The sequence below is a fragment of the Streptomyces graminilatus genome, assembly GCF_001418565.1.
GTDB classification, from domain to species: Bacteria; Actinomycetota; Actinomycetes; order Streptomycetales; family Streptomycetaceae; genus Streptomyces; species Streptomyces graminilatus.
In genome coordinates this window covers 1-16,713 of the sequence record NZ_LIQQ01000085.1, presented here as the reverse complement: position 1 = coordinate 16,713, position 16,713 = coordinate 1, and the positions used below count along the sequence as shown (strand labels likewise).

The 16,713-nt window shown below is 69.4% G+C and carries 23 protein-coding genes and 1 pseudogene; 4 read left to right on the top strand and 20 right to left on the bottom strand.

Annotated features, from left to right (window positions below; translation table 11 throughout):
- Positions 1–195 precede the first annotated feature (195 nt).
- A complete protein-coding gene (locus AOK08_RS09215; RefSeq protein ID WP_055524975.1) occupies positions 196–876 on the bottom strand; it encodes an RsiG family protein in 681 nt (226 codons plus the stop codon).
- Positions 877–1,056: 180 nt separating this feature from the next.
- On the opposite strand from AOK08_RS09215, the gene dtd reads away from it, so the two are divergent.
- Positions 1,057–1,482 (top strand): D-aminoacyl-tRNA deacylase, encoded by a 426-nt coding sequence (dtd, locus tag AOK08_RS09210; protein ID WP_055524974.1) that lies wholly within the window; start codon positions 1,057–1,059, stop codon positions 1,480–1,482.
- 10 nt (positions 1,483–1,492) lie between these two features.
- Here dtd and AOK08_RS09205 read toward each other — a convergent pair whose 3' ends face one another.
- From AOK08_RS09205 to AOK08_RS09155, 11 genes are all read right to left on the bottom strand, one after another.
- Entirely contained in the window at positions 1,493–1,975 is a 483-nt protein-coding gene (locus AOK08_RS09205; RefSeq protein ID WP_055524973.1) for a hypothetical protein, read from the bottom strand.
- Between the two features lie 97 nt (positions 1,976–2,072).
- Positions 2,073–3,023: an AraC-like ligand-binding domain-containing protein gene (locus AOK08_RS09200; protein ID WP_055524972.1), complete on the bottom strand. Its 951-nt coding sequence runs from the start codon at positions 3,021–3,023 to the stop codon at positions 2,073–2,075.
- A gap of 144 nt (positions 3,024–3,167) precedes the next feature.
- Entirely contained in the window at positions 3,168–4,133 is a 966-nt protein-coding gene (gene ygfZ, locus AOK08_RS09195) for a CAF17-like 4Fe-4S cluster assembly/insertion protein YgfZ (protein WP_055524971.1), read from the bottom strand.
- 9 nt (positions 4,134–4,142) lie between these two features.
- Positions 4,143–4,640 carry a Fur family transcriptional regulator gene (locus AOK08_RS09190; RefSeq protein WP_055524970.1) on the bottom strand — a complete coding sequence of 166 codons (498 nt, stop codon included), beginning with the start codon at positions 4,638–4,640 and terminating at the stop codon, positions 4,143–4,145.
- 10 nt (positions 4,641–4,650) lie between these two features.
- The gene (locus AOK08_RS09185) at positions 4,651–5,355 is read right to left on the bottom strand and encodes a restriction endonuclease subunit S (RefSeq protein ID WP_055524969.1); all 705 of its coding nucleotides are present in this window, start codon (positions 5,353–5,355) and stop codon (positions 4,651–4,653) included.
- Positions 5,352–6,950 (bottom strand): HsdM family class I SAM-dependent methyltransferase, encoded by a 1,599-nt coding sequence (locus tag AOK08_RS09180; protein WP_055524968.1) that lies wholly within the window; start codon positions 6,948–6,950, stop codon positions 5,352–5,354. The genes AOK08_RS09185 and AOK08_RS09180 overlap by 4 nt, the downstream gene beginning before the upstream one ends.
- A gap of 60 nt (positions 6,951–7,010) precedes the next feature.
- Positions 7,011–7,673, bottom strand: coding sequence for a hypothetical protein (locus AOK08_RS09175; RefSeq protein ID WP_055524967.1), 663 nt, complete (start codon positions 7,671–7,673; stop codon positions 7,011–7,013).
- A gap of 335 nt (positions 7,674–8,008) precedes the next feature.
- Positions 8,009–8,584, bottom strand: coding sequence for a heme-binding beta-barrel domain-containing protein (locus AOK08_RS09170; RefSeq protein WP_055524966.1), 576 nt, complete (start codon positions 8,582–8,584; stop codon positions 8,009–8,011).
- A gap of 242 nt (positions 8,585–8,826) precedes the next feature.
- On the bottom strand, positions 8,827–9,714 hold the full coding sequence (locus AOK08_RS09165; RefSeq protein ID WP_055524965.1) for a hypothetical protein: 888 nt from the start codon (positions 9,712–9,714) through the stop codon (positions 8,827–8,829).
- Positions 9,711–10,607 carry a hypothetical protein gene (locus AOK08_RS09160; RefSeq protein WP_241826884.1) on the bottom strand — a complete coding sequence of 299 codons (897 nt, stop codon included), beginning with the start codon at positions 10,605–10,607 and terminating at the stop codon, positions 9,711–9,713. The genes AOK08_RS09165 and AOK08_RS09160 overlap by 4 nt, the downstream gene beginning before the upstream one ends.
- Entirely contained in the window at positions 10,604–11,332 is a 729-nt protein-coding gene (locus AOK08_RS09155; protein WP_241826883.1) for a hypothetical protein, read from the bottom strand. The genes AOK08_RS09160 and AOK08_RS09155 overlap by 4 nt, the downstream gene beginning before the upstream one ends.
- A gap of 112 nt (positions 11,333–11,444) precedes the next feature.
- Between AOK08_RS09155 and AOK08_RS09150 the strand changes: the two genes are divergently transcribed.
- Positions 11,445–11,807: a DsrE family protein gene (locus AOK08_RS09150; RefSeq protein ID WP_055524964.1), complete on the top strand. Its 363-nt coding sequence runs from the start codon at positions 11,445–11,447 to the stop codon at positions 11,805–11,807.
- On the opposite strand, the gene AOK08_RS09145 is transcribed toward AOK08_RS09150, so the two are convergent.
- The 3 genes and pseudogenes from AOK08_RS09145 to AOK08_RS09140 all read right to left on the bottom strand — a co-directional run bounded on the left by AOK08_RS09145 (position 11,801) and on the right by AOK08_RS09140 (position 12,987).
- Entirely contained in the window at positions 11,801–12,070 is a 270-nt protein-coding gene (locus tag AOK08_RS09145) for a DUF397 domain-containing protein (RefSeq protein ID WP_055524977.1), read from the bottom strand. The genes AOK08_RS09150 and AOK08_RS09145 overlap by 7 nt on opposite strands.
- A 12-nt stretch (positions 12,071–12,082) precedes the next feature.
- Positions 12,083–12,139, bottom strand: a pseudogene (locus tag AOK08_RS48855) (DUF397 domain-containing protein); the annotation flags it as partial.
- A 5-nt stretch (positions 12,140–12,144) separates the two neighbouring features.
- Positions 12,145–12,987 (bottom strand): helix-turn-helix domain-containing protein, encoded by an 843-nt coding sequence (locus AOK08_RS09140; RefSeq protein WP_055524963.1) that lies wholly within the window; start codon positions 12,985–12,987, stop codon positions 12,145–12,147.
- A gap of 180 nt (positions 12,988–13,167) precedes the next feature.
- Between AOK08_RS09140 and AOK08_RS09135 the strand changes: the two genes are divergently transcribed.
- Complete coding sequence (locus AOK08_RS09135) at positions 13,168–13,563, top strand: hypothetical protein (RefSeq protein ID WP_055524962.1); 396 nt, start codon at positions 13,168–13,170, stop codon at positions 13,561–13,563.
- Positions 13,560–13,814 (top strand): DUF7848 domain-containing protein, encoded by a 255-nt coding sequence (locus AOK08_RS09130; protein ID WP_055524961.1) that lies wholly within the window; start codon positions 13,560–13,562, stop codon positions 13,812–13,814. The genes AOK08_RS09135 and AOK08_RS09130 overlap by 4 nt, the downstream gene beginning before the upstream one ends.
- A gap of 22 nt (positions 13,815–13,836) precedes the next feature.
- Here the strand turns inward: AOK08_RS09130 and AOK08_RS09125 are convergent, their stop codons facing one another.
- The 5 genes from AOK08_RS09125 to AOK08_RS09110 form a co-directional block, all read right to left on the bottom strand.
- The gene (locus tag AOK08_RS09125) at positions 13,837–14,097 is read right to left on the bottom strand and encodes a DUF3099 domain-containing protein (protein WP_055524960.1); all 261 of its coding nucleotides are present in this window, start codon (positions 14,095–14,097) and stop codon (positions 13,837–13,839) included.
- 101 nt (positions 14,098–14,198) lie between these two features.
- The gene (locus AOK08_RS09120; RefSeq protein ID WP_055524959.1) at positions 14,199–14,486 is read right to left on the bottom strand and encodes a DUF1416 domain-containing protein; all 288 of its coding nucleotides are present in this window, start codon (positions 14,484–14,486) and stop codon (positions 14,199–14,201) included.
- A 61-nt stretch (positions 14,487–14,547) separates the two neighbouring features.
- Positions 14,548–15,387, bottom strand: a complete 840-nt coding sequence (locus tag AOK08_RS09115) for a sulfurtransferase (protein WP_055524958.1) — start codon at positions 15,385–15,387, stop codon at positions 14,548–14,550.
- Between the two features lie 237 nt (positions 15,388–15,624).
- A complete protein-coding gene (locus tag AOK08_RS48850; RefSeq protein WP_351335063.1) occupies positions 15,625–15,705 on the bottom strand; it encodes an Ms5788A family Cys-rich leader peptide in 81 nt (26 codons plus the stop codon).
- A gap of 222 nt (positions 15,706–15,927) precedes the next feature.
- On the bottom strand, positions 15,928–16,671 hold the full coding sequence (locus AOK08_RS09110; protein ID WP_055524976.1) for an LmeA family phospholipid-binding protein: 744 nt from the start codon (positions 16,669–16,671) through the stop codon (positions 15,928–15,930).
- Positions 16,672–16,713 lie beyond the last annotated feature (42 nt).

Here is a 16,713-nt window from a genome sequence, read left to right as displayed (position 1 = left end):
GGGACCCCCAACGGGCTGGGTGTGCCTGGGGCGAGCTGGATGATGGACGGTAAACGGGTGGGTAGGTGGGTGGGCGGGAAACAAGGCCTGGGCTGGACCGGCGGTGCCATCGAACCCCCGGATCCGCTGAGGTGCCCGTGCCCGCGCTGGAAAACATGCCGAGACGGGCGGGCGGGTGCGTGGGAAAGCCCCCCCTCAGATCAGCAGGTCCTCCACCTGCGCCTCACCCTCCCTGTACCGCCGCGCAATCTCCCCGCTGCAATCATCAGCCGTCCGCTGCAACCCCTGCCTCCGCAGAGACACCTGCTGCTCGTACCGCACCAGCCTCCCCATCGCCGCCGTCAGCTCCGGATCCGTACGCGCGTCCAGGTCCGACAGCTCGACCTCGGCGAGCATCTCGGCGGCCAGCCGCCCGTACTCCTCGCTGTGCGGCGTACCCAGCGTCACATGCCGCGCCGAAGACCGGTGCCGAGCCGGTGCGTCCGCCAGGATTTCCGACAGCCGTTCGACAACGGACCCCTCCCCCACCGCGACCACGGAGGTGGGCCCCCGCCGAGCGAGTTCCGCGCGCAGGATGTCGATGCGCCCCTGCAACAGCCGCCGTACGTAACTGAGGTCGGCCTCGTCGCGCTGGGCGTCCCGGCGCAGGGCCCGCAGCTCGGTCAGGCGCAGCACGGAGAGGTCGTGCTCGGCCGGCACGGGGGCCAGCAGCGAACTGACCGAAACGGCCGGGACAGCGGCCTGGACAGCGCCCGGTACGACGGCCGGAACAGCGGCCTGGACAGTGGCCGGGACAGCCGGCGCGGCCGGACCGGCGCCGCGCTGCTCGGGCGGCCGGGCGGCCGTATGAGGCCGCCCGGTACTCGGTGTGCTCATGTGCCTCTACCGTCCCCTCGACAGGCGAATGGGTAGCATCGTGCCACCCCCGATGGCCGCTATGTGACCGAGTGCCCCCGAACGGCCCCAGATAGGGGCTTAAGGATCAAAAAGAATCCCTCCATGGCCCCACCGCACCCGCCGAGAACCGGCAGGGAACCGGCACGGCATGATGGGTCCATGCGTGCGGTGGTGCAGAGAGTGGACGGCGCGAGCGTCGTCGTGGACGGCGAGGTGACCGGGGAGATCACGGGCGAGGGCCTGTGCGTCCTCGTCGGGGTCACCCACGAGGATACGAAGGAGAAGGCGGCCCAACTGGCCCGCAAACTCTGGTCGATCCGCATGCTCGCGGACGAGAAGTCGTGCTCCGACATCGACGCCCCGCTGCTGGTCATCAGCCAGTTCACCCTGTACGGCGACGCCCGCAAGGGCCGCCGCCCCACCTGGAACGCGGCGGCCCCCGGCGACGTGGCCGAACCCCTCGTCGACGAAGTGGTCGCCCAACTCCGTTCCCTGGGCGCGACGGTGGCGACGGGCCGCTTCGGCGCCCAGATGCGGGTGACCCTCACGAACGACGGCCCGTTCACGGTCCTCGTGGAGATCTAGTACACGGGACTCAGTAGAAGGTTGCCGGAGTGCACGACGACAACGCGCCCGCGCTGTCGATCATGCATGTGGACACCTTCACATCGCGAACGTCCTTGAAGGTCCAGCTACGCGTCTCGGTGTGGTGTGCCCCGGTGGTCACCTTGATCGGGTCGGCGGTCGCGGGGACCCATTTGGTGCCGGTCCACTTGAAGTAGGTCAGGTGCAGCACCGCGCCGTGACTGTCCCCGCAGAGATCGCTCTCCGAGGCGTCGAAACCGCCCGCGTACGGCTGGTGGCCGTCGACGACGGGTCCGTGTTCGTAGTAGGTGTAGGTGCCCGACGCCTTGGTCGTCATGTCGCAGTTGCGGCTCCAGTCGGCCGGGCCGTTGGCGTAGAAGTGCAGCGTGGTGGCGGCACTGGCCGGCACGGCGAATGCCATGGCCGCGGTCGCGCTCGCGCACGCCACCAGGGCCGCCCTTTTGGCGAAGTTGCCGAAGTCGATGGATTTCATGAGTGCGAGCGTGCCCGACCATTTCACCGGCCTGTTGGCATCGCGCGCACGGTTGTTGGCACCCGGCGCACGGCCACGCCCCACCGCCCCACGCCCCTCAGTGCCGGGCCCCTCGGTGCCGGGCCCGGTCCTGCCGATAGGTGCTCGGCGGGATCCCGTACGCCCTGCGGAACGCCCGGGTGAATTCGGAAGCGTGAACGAAGCCCCAGCGTGCGGCCAGGAATCCGATGGGTCTGTCGGCCAGGCGCGGATCGGCGAGATCCCGGCGGCAGCCCTCCAGGCGTCGGTGCCGTATCCACGCGCCCACGGTGACGCCCTGCCCCTGGAACAGCCGGTGCAGATACCGCACGGAGATGTGATGGAAGGCCGCGACCGCGCCGGGCGTCAACTGGGGGTCGCCCAGGTTGTGTTCGATGAAGGAGTGGATACCGGTCAGCAGCGCCTGCCTGTGGCTCTCGGGCGGAACGCTGCCCTCGGTGTCCGCGTGGTGCGCGAGGAACGCGGTGATCAGGTCCACGGTGACCCCGCCCAGCCGTATGACGTCCTGCGGCCGGCACGCGTCGGCCTCGGATGCCAGGCGGACCAGGAACTGGGCCAGGAGACCCCCCATACCGCTGTCCCCCGGCAACGGCACCCCGAGCAGACCGTCCACTTTCGCCGCGGGGAGCGGAACCGCCGTACGGGGCACGTTCACGACGATCCCCTCGACCGCACCCCCACCACCGCCACCGTTACCGGAATCACCACCGTCGGGGAAGGCCGAGGCGTCGGTCGGGTGCGAGCTGTCGTACAGCAGCAGGTCCCCGACCCCCACCGAGGCGTCGCTCCGGCAGCGGGAGATGCTCTGCCGGCCGCTCAGTGTCAGCGCCAGGTGGTACAGCTCGGGGTCGGAACGGCGTACCAGCGCCGGTGTGCGGCGCGAGCGCAGGGACGGATAGGACAGCACCGACACCTGGGCGGCCCCGAGATCCAGCAGCCGGAAGCGGGCGCGGAAGTCGTCGGCGTGGTCGCTGGTGATCTCCGTGGGCGTGAGCGCCTGAGCCGTCATCTCACGCCACCACGCGAAGCGCTCGGCAACAGGTAAGTCCTCGCTGCGCAACACGGTCCCGACCACCGGCCGCCCCCTTCAGAAGCCCGTCAAAGACCCTTCACAGCACTGCAACGGCTGCTACAGCGCTACAGCGTTACGGCGTTACGGCTCGACCACGACCTCCTGGGCCGCCGCTGTCGTGTCCGCGAGCAGGCGGGCGTCCACCGCCACGTTCCGCTTGACCAGCGCGAGCGCGACCGGTCCCAGCTCGTGATGGCGTACGGACGTCGTGATGACCCCGATCTTCCGGCCCTCGGGCCCGTCGTCCGCGAGCCGGATCTCCGTGCCGGACGGCGGCAGGTGGACCTCGCTGCCGTCCAGGTGCAGGAACACGAGCCGACGCGGCGGCTTGCCCAAATTCTGAACCCGGGCGACCGTCTCCTGGCCCCGGTAGCAGCCCTTCTGCAGATGCACCGCCGTGCCGATCCAGCCCAGCTCGTGCGGGATGGTCCGGTGGTCGGTCTCGAAGCCGACGCGCGGCCGGTGCTGCTCGACGCGCAGCGCCTCGTACGCCAGCAGCCCCGCCGCAGGTCCGGTCTTCTCGGCGTACGACTCCAGCTCGCCGCGCGGGAGGAAGAGGTCACGCCCGTACGAGGTCTCGCGTACGACGACACCCTCCGGCACCTCCGCGATGGACCCGGCGGGAAGGTGGACGACCGCGAACTCGCCTGTCCCGTCGGCGACTTCGACCCGGTAGAAGAACTTCATCGACTCCAGGTAGGCGATCAGCGCCTCCTGGGTGCCCGGCTCCACATGCGCCCAGGTGGTCGTGCCGTCGTCGACCAGGTACAGCGCGTGCTCGATGTGACCGTGTGCGGAGAGCACCAGGGCCTCGGTGGCCTGGCCCACGGGGAGGTCGCTGACGTGCTGGGTGAGCAGCAGGTGCAGCCAGCTCAGCCGGTCGTCGCCGGTGACGGTGACCACGCCCCGGTGGGAGAGGTCGACGAATCCGGTGCCCTCGGCGAGGGCGCGCTGCTCGCGGAACAGCTCGCCGTAATGGGCGGCGACACCTTCGTCCACCCCCTCGGCGGGGACGGCGCCGGGCAAGGAAAGCAGAGGGCTCTTCATGGGACAAGACTACGACTCGGTAGTTGAACCCTTGCCGGTCGCCGCCTCGGAGGCCGCACCCTTACCAGCCGCCGCCTTACCAGCCGCCGCTTTCTGCGCGCAGTCCTTGCAGCGGCCGAAGATCGCGAAGTGCTTCATGTCGGTCTCGAACCCGAAGTCCGCGCGCAGCCTGGCGGTGAAGTCGGCGGCGACGGCCACATCGGTCTCGATCACGTTGTCGCAGTCGCGGCAGACGAGGTGGATGTGATGGTGCCGGTCCGCGAGGTGGTAGGTGGGCGCGCCGTGCCCGAGGTGGGCGTGGCTGACCAGCCCGAGCTCCTCCAGCAGCTCCAGGGTCCGGTAGACCGTGGAAATGTTGACCCCCGACGCCGTCTTCCTCACTTCCACGAGGATGTCGTCGGGGGTCGCGTGCTCAAGGGTGTCCACGGCTTCGAGGACAAGCTGTCGCTGCGGAGTCAGCCGGTAACCGCGCTGCCGCAGATCACTTTTCCAGTCGGTGCTCACCACACCGTCCAGTCTAGAGCGGAGCGGGTGACTGTTCTGCGGACAAGGACAATGCCCCCTGCGTGAGGGCATCGGCGAGCACGGCACGGTAGTCGCGTGTCGCGCGGACGATCTCGGCGTGCGCCTGGATCTTGTCGTCGAGAGCGGCGAGCGTGGCACCGATCGTCTCCTGCGTGGCGCCGGGAGGGAGGAGAACCGGCAGTTCACCGAGGGTACGGATGCTGAGCGAGGGGATCACCGCGCCGGCCGTGCGGGTATTGATCCAGTCGTGTGCGTCGGTCGCGCTCAGCCAGGCGGCGAGATACGCGGCCGACACCAGCCCCGCACGCTTCTCGGGCGGTGGCAGTCTGAGCCGTACCAGGTTGGGGTGGTACAGCCAGCCCGTGTGCGCGCCGGTGACGAGTGCGCAGCGGCCCACGGTGCCGGTCCGGGTGAGCAGGACGTCCCCGGCGGCCAACTGGTACTTGGCCAGGGTGCGCGCCCGGTTCCAGGGGATCACCGGCGCGTCCGCGGCCTCCGCCGAGGCGATCCGCTGCTCCCTCAGATCGCGCGGCAGTACGACGGGGGTCCCGCCGTCCGTGTCCGCCCGGGTGCGGCCCCTGTCCTCGGTACGCATCATCGGCCCCGCCTGGATGGAGGCGCACAGGTCCCGCAGGATGCCTCGCGACCAGCCCGGCGGCAAGGTTTCCGGCGACAGCGTTTCGTCGGTGGTCGTCACAGTCCGTACCTCCTTAGCCGGCGGGCGGCCTCGGCATCGGCCTCGCGCGCCCGCTTGTGCAGGGCCTCGATCTCCTCGGTCAGCCGGTCCAGCCGGTCCCGGAAGTCGACGGTCCCGGCCTCCTTGCCGCCCTGCGCCGGGCCGGGCGGCCGGATCCATGACACGGGGTCCAGACCGTGGCCGTGGGCCACGATGTCCGGCACCGGCACGGACCGGCTCAGACCCGGGGTGCCCGGGAAGGGGGCACCGCTCTCCCGGGCCTCGTGCCAGGAGACGTACTCCCCGACCAGTCTGGCGACGTCGTCGTCGGACAGCGCCTGCTGGGTCCGGCTGACCTGGTGCCCGAGGTGCTCCCCGGCCACGAACAGGACCTCGGGGGCGGGAACCGGCGTACCGCCGGAGCCGGGAGCGCGCAGGAGCCAGATGTGCGTCTTGACGGCGGTGAGCGTGAAGAGCCCGGCGGGCAGCGCGATCACGCACTCCACGACCCCGGCCTCGACGAGTCCCCCGCGCACCTTCTCGGCCGCCCCGGTGTTGGAGGCGGCCCCGGCCGGCATCAGCACGGCGGCCCGGCCGTCGGGGGCGAGGCGCGAGACGGCGTACTGGAGCCAGTCGAACTCGGTACGGCGGACCGGACCGTACGTCCAGTACGAGGGTGGGGCGACATCCTCCAGCAGGCGCCCGAAGGGCGGGTTGGTGAGGAGTACGTCGAAGGCGCCCGGGGGATCGGCGTCGTCGAGCGCCGGTGTGACGGGCCCTTCGCCGAACGCCACGGCACGCCCGTGGTGCACCCGCAGGTTCCAGCCCGCCACCATCCGTTCCTCGGGCCCCGGTACCCGGCCGCCGACCTGGGACGGCCCGCCGCCGCCTACGGCGACCGCGTCGAGATGGGCGACGAGCAGTTCTCCGGTACGGGCATACGGATCGTGCACACGCACCGCCCCTGGCCGTACGGCCGCCAGTGCCCCGGCCATGACGCGGCCGACGGACGACGGGGTGAGGAACGCGCCGCCCTCGCGTGCGTACGCGGCGCGCCAGACCACCAGGACATGGTCGAACGCCGCTCGGGCTTCCTGCTCGGACCCGGTGGGGGTGCGGTCGAGCTGACCGGAGAGTTCGGTGAACAGGTCGCGCGGAAACACGCCACTCGGGAAATCGTGGTCGCGGTCCGACATGTCGAAGGCGGCCACGGCCTTGGCCAGTCCGTAGGCACCTTCCACGATCCGGACCATGACAAGGAAGAGCAGCCACTGGAGATAGCGGTCCAGCGGCATCGGACCCCGCAGCCGGTCCGCCTCCGGCCCCGCGAGCCGCTCGACCAGCCGGAGCAGCCCGCCGGCCGTTCCGCCAGGCAGCCCGGCCCGGAACCGGTCGCCGTAGGTCGTTCCGGCCGGTTCGTCGGGCAGCAGGGCGTTGGCGGGGATGGTCCGGGTGGACAGCCAGGCCAGCACCTCACCGGACCGGAACAGCTCGGGGTCCCCGCCGACCGGAGCCGGGTACTCCGGATAGCGCCGCTCCCAGTTGGTGACGGCGGGCCGCTTCACACCCGCGAGGCGTGCGATGTCGGGCCGGGAGACGAGTACGTCGGCGGCCACAGGCTCACCGCCAGGGCCGGACGGGGGGGTGTCGTGGTGGGTCACCGCAGGTCCCGCCGTTCAGAACTGGAGCGGTCTGGCGCCGCCCAAGACGTCCGCCCGGGCGGCGAGCACGGTCGGCAACCGGTCCATGGCCTGCGCCTCCTTGGCGAGTTCGGGGCTGAGGTAGCCGAGCACGCGGTAGATGGTGTCACGGTCGGCGTCGAGGTGCCGGTGGTGGACCGGCTCGTGGTGCATGACCCGGTTGCGCAGCAGGACGAGCGAGGTCAGGTCGCCGTAGAGACGGTCGCGGCGCCCTCCGTTGTAGTGCGGGAACGCGAATTGCAGCACAGGCGCCCAGAAATGCCGGTCGTAGCCGCGGCTGAGCAGCGACACCCAGAAGCCGAGGGTCAGCTCCGCCACCACGTCGTCCGGCGTCGTGCGCGGCAGGCGGCGCTCACAGGAGCGGCGAGCGGCGTCCACCAGCCCGCGTCCGCGTTCGTTCAAGGGTGCCTCCGCCCACCAGTCCGGTCTGCCGTGACGCCGTACGAGCGCGTTGTGCAGTGCGTTGCGCAGGGTCAGTTCCAGACAGTGCAGGGGGCCGACCAGCGCGGCCGACACCTCGATGTTCCACCAGTACAGCCGCTCCGCGACCCGGGTGTCACCGTGCGCGGCGCGGATGTAACGCCGCAACCTGGGCAGGGACAGGTCCCGCACCATCCAATCGGGCAGGCGGTTGGTCATGGCTCCCCCACTCCAGCGCATCCATGGATGCGTCGTGTTACTCTGCTCAGTGAACGTTCTGGGCTCGCCGCTGCTTCGCATGCCACCCAGAGCACAGCATCCGGAACCCCGGTCGCAGGCAAATTGCGACCGGGGTTCCGCGCGTTCATGAGGCGTACAGCAGCCCCGCGAAGACATCCTCACCGTAGTCCGACAGACTGGCGCACGCAAGTGCATTGAGATGCTGCCAATTCTGTTAACCCTAGCGAGGGCTAGCGAGACACACGCATACAACGATCCCCCGGCCACTGGGACACGGGGGATGTCGGACAAACGGACTACCGGGGGGAAACGGCCTACTTGAAGAACGCGATCCCGTCGTCCGGCATGTCGTCCGGGAGGGCCTTCGCCCAGCGTTCGACGTCCTCCGGGGTGACGACCTTCTTCAGCTGCGCCGACATGTACGGGCGCAGCTCGACGTCGGGGGTCTGCTTCTCGCCGACCCACATCAGGTCGCTGTGCACGTACCCGTAGAGCCGCTTGCCGCCGCTGTACGGCCCCGAGGCCGCCGTCCGCGCCACGGCGTCGGTCACGATGTCGATCTGCGGCTTCTTGTCGGCCAGCTCGCCGTACCAGACCTCGACCACGCCGTCCTGGCGGACCATGACGACCTCGACCTTGCGGTCGGCGTCGATACGCCAGTAACCGGACTCGGACTCCAGGGGCCGGACCTTGTTGCCGTCGGCGTCCAGCACCCACGAGTGGGAGTGGTACTCCAGGAAGTCCCGTCCGTCGTGCGTGAAGGTGACCTCCTGCCCGAAGTTGCACTTCTCGGAGCCGGGGAAGTCGTGAACCCCCGCACCGGCCCACTTGCCGAGCAGGAAGACGAGCGGCACAAGGTCCTTGTGCAGGTCGGACGGGATCTCGATCATGAGCGGCGGTTCCTGCGAGTCGTGGTGACGATGATCAGCGCTGGCCCTGGTACAGCTTCTTGACCGTCAGACCGGCGAAGGCGAGAACGCCGACGGCGACCAGAACAAGCAGGGCTTCGAAGAATGCCTCAAGCACGGGGTGCTCCTCGGACGATCGATGGTGTGCACAGAGCCGGACCCAAGCTTACGCGGCCGGGGCCCGGCTCTCTCTGCCAGGTGGTTCGGTGCAGCGGTCCAGCGGTCTAGCCGAGCAGCTGGCTCTGCAGGGCCACGGTCTGCTGGAAGGGGACGGCCTCGGCCGTGCCCTTGCGGGACTGGAGGATCACCGCGTAGACGTCCCCGGCGGAGAGGTGGGCCTGGCGGACCTGCTCGGCGCCGTACGGCTTCGCCTCCACGTAGGCAATACGGGTGACGTGCGCTACTTCGGAGAGACCGGGGAAGTCACTGTCGAAGCCGGACTCACCGGCGCCCCGCACCTGATAGGCCGGGGAGGGGTACGGGGCCGCGTCGCGTGCCAGCTCCTCCACGACGCTCGCCGTGCCGAACCTGAGCAGGTAGATACGGGTCCGGGTGCCGTCCGGTGTGGTCCAGCCACGCGCGGCGATCTGCCGCAGGCCGAGGTCGACGAGCCTCTGCCCGAGGGCGTCGCGGTCATCTTTCGGCTCGTACTCCGCCAGATAGTCCTTCGTCGCCAGCCAGCCGTCCGAACCGCGCAGCGTCCTGTCGTCCTTCGCCCCCGCTGGCGCGGGCAGGACCAGGGCGCGCAGATCGGCGTAGTGCGTGCCGGCCGGGTTGTCCGCGGCGAAGGGCCCGGGGCTGCCGGCGGGCAGCGGCGGCTTGGTGAGCCGCGGAAAGTCCCAGCGCCCGTCCGACTCAGTGGCCAGTCCCGGTACGTCCGTACGCTCCATCCGCGCGATCCCGTACGCCGTCGCCGTACCGGCCGCGACGAAGACGGCGAGGGCGGCGGTCCAGCGCAGGAGAGCGGACGGGACCCGTCGGCCCTTGGACACCGGGGGCGCCTCAGGACCGGGCCGCGCCGCACTGGCGACCAGCGGATCGCTGACGACCGGTGGCGTTTCGTCGGCGGTGTCCGGTCCACGTTCGTCGATCAGTCGTGGCTGCTCGCTCATACGGCTTCCCCCGGCTCCACGATGCGGTCGAGCTGTGCACGCATCATCGTCGTGATGCCCTCGGTGTCGAGTGGCTGCGCACCGTATGCGGTGACGGTGACCAGGATGTCCCCCACGGAGGCGGAGCAGAGCATCCTGCCGAGCTCCTTCTTGTCCCCGCCCTTGAGCGGCTGGAAGCACCGGGCGTTGTCGTGCCCCTTGATCTTCGCGCCTTTACGGAAGAGTCCCGAGGCGTCGAGGAACCTGTTCTGGAACGTGGCGCTGTCGCGGGCGGCCGACCTGTCCATACGGACGAGCACGACGGTCACCGAGGAGACAGACATACCGTTCACATAGGCGTACGTCCGGTCCCTGAAGTAGCTGCGCGCCACCAGTCCCTTGATGCGCCGCCGGTCGATCATCCCTTCCAGCTTCTCGCGCTGGGCGCGGGGCAGTCCGCTCAGGGATTCCTTCCGCAGGGCCGTGGCCTCGGCTCCGCCGAGCTCCACGTCGGAACCGAACGGCACGACGTCCGGCCCCCGGACCCAGGCGTCCTCGGCACTGCCGCTGGTGATGCCACCAGCGCCGTCGCGCCTGCCGTACGGCACGAGCATGCCGGCGAGCCCCGGCCTGGCCGTCGCCTTCTTCTCGGCCTGGCGCTTGGGGAACTTCCAGGTCGGAGCACCGGCGTCACGGTCGGCCGCCCGCACGGTCACCACCGTGTCGACCACCCCGGCGACCAGCGCCCCGGCCAGCACCACGGACCCGGCCACGGCTGCGAAACGCACTCGCCGGACACGTCCGCCGGGCGGTGACACCGACTGCGCCTCCCGGCCTTCGTGATCCTCGTGGCTCTCGTGATCCTCCTGGCTCTCGTGGATCTCCTGGCTCACGTCACTTTCGCGCTCACTCACAGCCGCTCCATCTGCCGCTCGGCCAGATCCATGATCGTCTTCTTCGGGATCGGCTTGCTGTCGTAGATCCAGATCTCCATCGCGACATCCCCGCGCGAGGCGTGCGCCTCGGCCGAGTACTGCGGCTCGTACCCGGGCTCGGTGTGCGGCCGGGTGTGTACGTACGCCCTGCCGCTCCCGGTGCCGGGGATGCCCCAGCTGTCGGTGCCTTCCTGGTAGTCGGCCCATCGCTGGTGCTCGTCACTGGAGTCGGCGGCCGCCGGCTTGTTGTCCTGCCGGAACTGCACGAGCCGGATCTCCACGGTGAGCGAACGGCCGCTCTCCCAGCCGACGACGGCCGCCCGGCGGAACTCGTCGTCAGCGGTACGGCGGAACCTGTCGCCCGGGTTGGTGAAGTCGCCAAGATAGGCGGGGAAATCCAACCAGCCGTCAGTGCGCTCCAGCCAGTCGGCGGCCTTCGAACCGGCCGGCTTCCTCAGCAGCAGCTTGCGCAGATCGCCTTCGGTCCGCAGCCCTCGGTCCTGGGCGGCCGAGAGCGGCTCCGGCCCTTCGCCGCCCGCCTGCGCGAGCACCGGCTGCGACAGCGGGGGCAACGGGGTGGGCGCGCGGTCCGCCTGTACGAGGTAACCAACACAGGTCCCGGCAACGAGCCCGAGCACGGCGGCCCCGGCGATCAGCAGCGCGGTGCGCCTGCCGGGCCGGGGTCTGTCTTCGGGTACTTCCACGATGTCTCCCACAGCATCCGAAACGCGGATGCAAGTCACCGCGTGCACAGGAGACTCACGGGCACCATCTTGGGTTGCAAGGAAGATGATTAAAGATGATTACGATTCGGACATGGCAAAGAAGCTCGTGATCAAGGTGACGGCGGGGGCCGACGCCCCCGAGCGCTGCTCGCAGGCGTTCACGGTGGCGGCGGTGGCCGTGGCCAGCGGGGTCGAGGTGTCGTTGTGGCTGACCGGGGAGTCTGCGTGGTTCGCGCTGCCGGGGCGGGCGGCGGAGTTCGAGCTGCCGCACGCGGCGCCGCTGCCGGACCTGATCGACTCGGTCCTGACCGCAGGCCGCCTCACCCTCTGCACCCAGTGCGCGGCCCGCCGTGACATCACCGAGAAGGACGTCATCGAGGGCGTACGGATCGCGGGTGCGCAGGTCTTCGTCCAGGAGGCGATGGCGGACGGCGCCCAGGCACTCGTCTACTGAATCCCAGCGCCGCCGACCGCCCCGACGAAGGCCGCCCAGGCCCCGGCCTCGACGATGAGGGCCCCGCGGGCAGGGTCCTTGCTGTCCCGGACGGGGACGACGGAGGGGAGGTTGGGGGCGACTTCGACGCACTCGCCGCCGTCTGTGTTGCTGTAGGTGCTCTTGCGCCAGGCGGCGGCACTGAGGAAGTCGTCGGAGACCTCGATGCAGTTGCCGCCGTCCGAGTTGCTGTAACTGCTCTTGCGCCAGGCGGCCGAGCTCAGGAAGTCGTGGGAGACCTCGATGCAGTTGCCGCCGTCCGGATTGCTGTAACTGCTCTTGCGCCACGTCACGTTGCTCAAGTCGATGGCTCGCACGGCACTTCCTCCAACATTCGCAAGATGAACTCCCGCGACACAGCCGCACTCAGAGCCAGGTCGCGCATGGCATCGTACGCACGTTGCAGCAGCTCAACCGAGCTGTTTTCCTCGATGAGTTCGCCGCGGTGCGCGTTCTCCGTGTAAGCCACGGTACCGCCGTCCAGCAACCTCATGAACATCACATCGGTGCTCACCAACCCGCACAAACCCGAGTTGTTCGGCAGTACCTGAAGCGTAACGTTTGGGCGCTCCGACACGCGCAACAGGTACTCCAACTGCTCCCGCCACGCCCCCGCGTTACGCAAAGGGGTGCGCACCACAGCCTCCGCGAGAAGGGCGCGGAACGGCGGTGCGTCTTCCCCATCCAGCAGCTTCCGTCGACCTGTGCGCGCTTCCACCTGCTGGTCCAGCGCCGCTCCTTTGGCGCCCCCCAGCGCGAGAACTTCGTATGCGTACGCATCTGTCTGAAGCAAGCCCGGCATGATGCTGACGGAGTACTGCCACAGGTTCACCGCCTCCCCCTCCAGCACCATGTACCGCCGATACTGCTCTTTGAACTGAGCCGGATCACCAACCGCCAGTTCCCACAAGGTGAGCAGCAAGCCGCCCGTCCCGTAATGCTGATCCAGAGCTTGAGCCACCTCCGGGCTTCCCAGAGTCGCGCCGCTCTCCAGCTTGCCGAACAGTGACGCGTCCCAGCCCAGGACTTCGGCGAGCTGCCGCAGGCTCTCCCCACTGTTGGCCCGGAGTAAGCGCAGCTCCTCGGCGAAGCGTCGCCTGGGTTCCTGGCTCCGCCCGGTGATCACCCTTCTCGACGGCATCGCACGCCCCTCCTGTGGAACCTTGTGGAATTTATGGAACTTGCGCCCCCGCCCGCCGAACAACCGCCGGTCAGCGGCGTTTTGGCGGCACGGATGGGCCATGCTCACCGTGAACCCGAATACGCAGAGTAGTACAAACACCGCATTGCGTATAGAAGTTGGATGAAAGGAACGGCATCCATGACAACCGAGCCGATGACATCCTTCGAACCCGGCGCCCTGCTCCACGACCCGGCCACGGGCAGAGTCGGCGAGTACCAGGCCCTCGTCGGCCCGTACGCGATACTGCGTCCCGTCGGCGGCGGCCGTGAGTGGCAGGCCGCCCCGGCGACGCTCACGGCGGCCACCCCCGAGCAGCGGCTGAGCGCCGGCGTACGGGCCGCCAACGAGCGTGCGGTGCGCGGCACTTGGGACCACCGGGACCTGGACCGACCGCCCCTGCCGGTGCCGGACTGCGAGAGATGCGCCCAACTGGACACGCTGCGCCGGTTCGCGCGGAGGGAGTCGGACGCCAGCGCGGTCACCGACGCCGACGTCCTGCTGCGCAGGCACCAGCAGGCGGAGCACGACGCGTGACCCGACGGGTCTTCCGGTACGTGGCGTACGCGCTCGTGCAGGACCCCACCGCGTACCCGGAGTACTGGGCGCGCTGCGTCTCGGGCGAGGACGCGGACTGCGGGGCCGAGTCCGATACGTGGCCGGGGCCCGGGGAGGTCGAGGAGTGGCAGCGCAGGCACACCCAGGAGACCCGGCACACCCGCTACCGCAGGATCTTCGCGGACTACGCGGTCATGGAACCGACCGAGGGCCCGGACCGCACGCCCTGACTTCCTGCCCGCTGCTCCCCGGTCACTGTGGGCGTTTCTTGCCGTCCAGCTCGTCCCACCACTCGTCGGACTTCTTGTCGCCGGACGGGTCGTCCCACCAGCGGTCGTCCGGGCCCCGGCGGTTGGCGACGATCGCCGCGAGGGGCGGGATCACCATCGCCACCACGCACATCCCGACGGCCACCGGGATCGACCACAGGCGTACGACCGACCAGGCCAGGACGAAGAGTCCGATGCACGTCCCCATCATGGCGAAGTAGATATGGCGCCGTCGCGCGTACATACGTCCAGGGTAGGTCCGTGGAGAGGGCGGAACACGGCGAAGGGCCGCGCTCCCGGAGTGATCCGGGAGCGCGGCCCTCAGCCGTCGCTCGCGCGTTGCCGTCAGACGGCGATCGCGACCTCCGAGAGGCCGCCCGTCTGGGCGACGACCGTACGGTCCGCCGTGCCGCCCGGGACGAGCGCGCGGACGGTCCAGGTGCCCTCGGCCGCGTAGAAGCGGAACTGGCCCGTGGCCGAGGTCGGGACCTCGGCGGTGAACTCGCCGGTCGAGTCGAGCAGGCGGACGTATCCGACGACCGGCTCGCCGTCGCGGGTCACCTGGCCCTGGATCGTGGTCTCACCGGGCTTGATCGTCGAGGCGTCCGGGCCGCCGGCCTTCGCTCCACACATGTCTTTTCTCCATCAGAGGTCTGACCGGAGGGAAGGCCGGTCGGGGTGTACGAGGGTTTGCTTACTTGTTGGCGCCCAGCTCGATCGGGACGCCGACCAGGGAGCCGTACTCGGTCCAGGAGCCGTCGTAGTTCTTGACGTTCTCCACGCCCAGCAGCTCGTGCAGGACGAACCAGGTGAGCGCGGAACGCTCACCGATACGGCAGTAGGCGATGGTGTCCTTCGCCAGGTCCACCTGCTCGTCGGCGTAGAGCTCCTTGAGCTCGTCGTCCGACTTGAAGGTGCCGTCGTCGTTGGCGTTCTTCGACCACGGGATGTTGCGGGCGGACGGGACGTGGCCCGGACGCTGCGACTGCTCCTGCGGAAGGTGCGCGGGGGCGAGCAGCTTGCCGCTGAACTCGTCGGGCGAGCGCACGTCGACCAGGTTCTGCGAGCCGATGGCCGCCACGACGTCGTCGCGGAAGGCGCGGATCGACTTGTTCTGCGGCTTCGCCTTGTAGTCGGTGGCGGGACGCGAGGGGACCTCTTCGACCAGCTCGCGGGCGTCCAGCTCCCACTTCTTGCGGCCACCGTCGAGCAGCTTGACGCTGTCGTGGCCGTACAGCTTGAAGTACCAGTAGGCGTACGAGGCGAACCAGTTGTTGTTGCCGCCGTAGAGCACCACGAGGGTGTCGTTGCCGATGCCCTTCGCCGAGAGGAGCTTCTCGAAGCCCTCCTGGTCGATGAAGTCACGGCGTACCGGGTCCTGGAGATCCTTGGTCCAGTCGATCCGGATGGCGTTGCGGATGTGGTTCTTCTCGTAGGCGGACGTGTCCTCGTCCACCTCGACGATGGCGATGTCGGCGTTGTCGAGGTTGGCCTCGACCCAGTCGGCATCGACCAGGACGTCGCTGCGGCTCATGCTGTTTCTCCTCCGGGGCAGTTGCGGCGGGGTGGTGCGTGGTGCGTGAGCAGAGAGGTACGAATGCGGCCGTACCCGGTCCTATCCGGTGGTACCCGCTCGTGCGCGGTCAGGGCTGTTGCGACTCGCGCACGAGAACCCTTGAAAGACGTGATCGACGTGATTGACGTGATTGGCGTGCTTGAAGGGCGCCGGGGGTGCGGGAGGGGTGCGCTGCTGGACGCCGCGCGCTCCCGCTCAGAAAGGGCGACAGAGCATGGCGGCGACGCGGCACAGGTCTACTGCCCGCCGCTTCGTGAGGTCCGCCTGTCGCTGCATGCCGTCGATCGTAGGGACGGATTGCCGGGGATGTCACCGGCATGTCGCATGATGAGACGCGATCGTCCGCGATGTGAGATACGGGACCCCTTCACGGGGGTGCGGGGGGCCGGGTGAGGGGTGCGTCCGTCGTCACATCTGCGGTACGGACGGCGCCGTCTCACCAGTTGGACACCGGTCAGGTGCCGATTCAGGGATACGGCCGGTACGGCCTGCCCCCTCCTACCCCGCCAGGCTGACGTTCGAACCCTGCACCGTGATGTCCACGCCAGTCTGCACCGCCTGGACCGAGTCCAGCTTGATGCCGCCGGGCAGGCCCTCGATCCGCTGCTGGAAGTCCGTCACGGCGCGCATCCTGCCGTCGGCGAACCGGATGCCCAGGTTGGGGAGGGAGTCCGCCTTCACCTTCACCGTGTCGCCGTCGACCGTGACCGTGCTGAGGACCGAGACCGGCTGCGGCAGCTTCCGGCCGAGGACCGTCGCCTCGATGCCGACCTTGATCTTGCCGTTGCCGCCGTCCGAGAGGCTCACGACCGTGGCGGTCACACCGGGGACCACCTGTGCGGGGCCCGGCTCCGCCGACTTCGCCGCCTTCAGCAGTTCGGCGTACGTGATCGTCGCGCTGCCGGTGGCCGTGGCGGCGGTGGCGGAGCTGTAGTCGCCGGTGAACCTGACGTCGTGCATGCGGGCGCTGAGGTTGTCGATGCGGATCTTCTGGTTGGAGGTTCCGGTGGCGGCCTCGTAGTCCTTGATGCCGACCTTGACGTCGTCGAGTTGGCCGTCGGCGACCTGGGTGAGGAAGGGGAAGCCGTCGATGGAAACGTCCGGGGTGGTGGTGAGGCCCTCGCTGCTTCTGAGGCGGTCGGCGACCTCGTCCTCCGCGAAGTTGACGGCGAGGCGGTCGGCGAGCACGAAGAGGGCGCCGAGGATCACGGCGACTATGAGGAGTGTTCGAAGCGCACGCATGCCCGCGACGGTACCGGGCGAGGGGTTTTCTTCGCCCCCGCC

Coding starts and splice junctions, on each gene's coding strand:
- AOK08_RS09215 (WP_055524975.1), bottom strand. CDS start 876: ATGAGCACACCGAGTACCGGGCGGCCTCATACGGCCGCCCGGCCGCCC.
- dtd (WP_055524974.1), top strand. CDS start 1,057: ATGCGTGCGGTGGTGCAGAGAGTGGACGGCGCGAGCGTCGTCGTGGAC.
- AOK08_RS09205 (WP_055524973.1), bottom strand. CDS start 1,975: ATGAAATCCATCGACTTCGGCAACTTCGCCAAAAGGGCGGCCCTGGTG.
- AOK08_RS09200 (WP_055524972.1), bottom strand. CDS start 3,023: ATGACGGCTCAGGCGCTCACGCCCACGGAGATCACCAGCGACCACGCC.
- ygfZ (WP_055524971.1), bottom strand. CDS start 4,133: ATGAAGAGCCCTCTGCTTTCCTTGCCCGGCGCCGTCCCCGCCGAGGGG.
- AOK08_RS09175 (WP_055524967.1), bottom strand. CDS start 7,673: ATGACCAACCGCCTGCCCGATTGGATGGTGCGGGACCTGTCCCTGCCC.
- AOK08_RS09170 (WP_055524966.1), bottom strand. CDS start 8,584: ATGATCGAGATCCCGTCCGACCTGCACAAGGACCTTGTGCCGCTCGTC.
- AOK08_RS09165 (WP_055524965.1), bottom strand. CDS start 9,714: ATGAGCGAGCAGCCACGACTGATCGACGAACGTGGACCGGACACCGCC.
- AOK08_RS09150 (WP_055524964.1), top strand. CDS start 11,445: ATGGCAAAGAAGCTCGTGATCAAGGTGACGGCGGGGGCCGACGCCCCC.
- AOK08_RS09140 (WP_055524963.1), bottom strand. CDS start 12,987: ATGCCGTCGAGAAGGGTGATCACCGGGCGGAGCCAGGAACCCAGGCGA.
- AOK08_RS09135 (WP_055524962.1), top strand. CDS start 13,168: ATGACAACCGAGCCGATGACATCCTTCGAACCCGGCGCCCTGCTCCAC.
- AOK08_RS09125 (WP_055524960.1), bottom strand. CDS start 14,097: ATGTACGCGCGACGGCGCCATATCTACTTCGCCATGATGGGGACGTGC.
- AOK08_RS09120 (WP_055524959.1), bottom strand. CDS start 14,486: ATGTGTGGAGCGAAGGCCGGCGGCCCGGACGCCTCGACGATCAAGCCC.
- AOK08_RS09115 (WP_055524958.1), bottom strand. CDS start 15,387: ATGAGCCGCAGCGACGTCCTGGTCGATGCCGACTGGGTCGAGGCCAAC.
- AOK08_RS48850 (WP_351335063.1), bottom strand. CDS start 15,705: ATGCAGCGACAGGCGGACCTCACGAAGCGGCGGGCAGTAGACCTGTGC.
- AOK08_RS09110 (WP_055524976.1), bottom strand. CDS start 16,671: ATGCGTGCGCTTCGAACACTCCTCATAGTCGCCGTGATCCTCGGCGCC.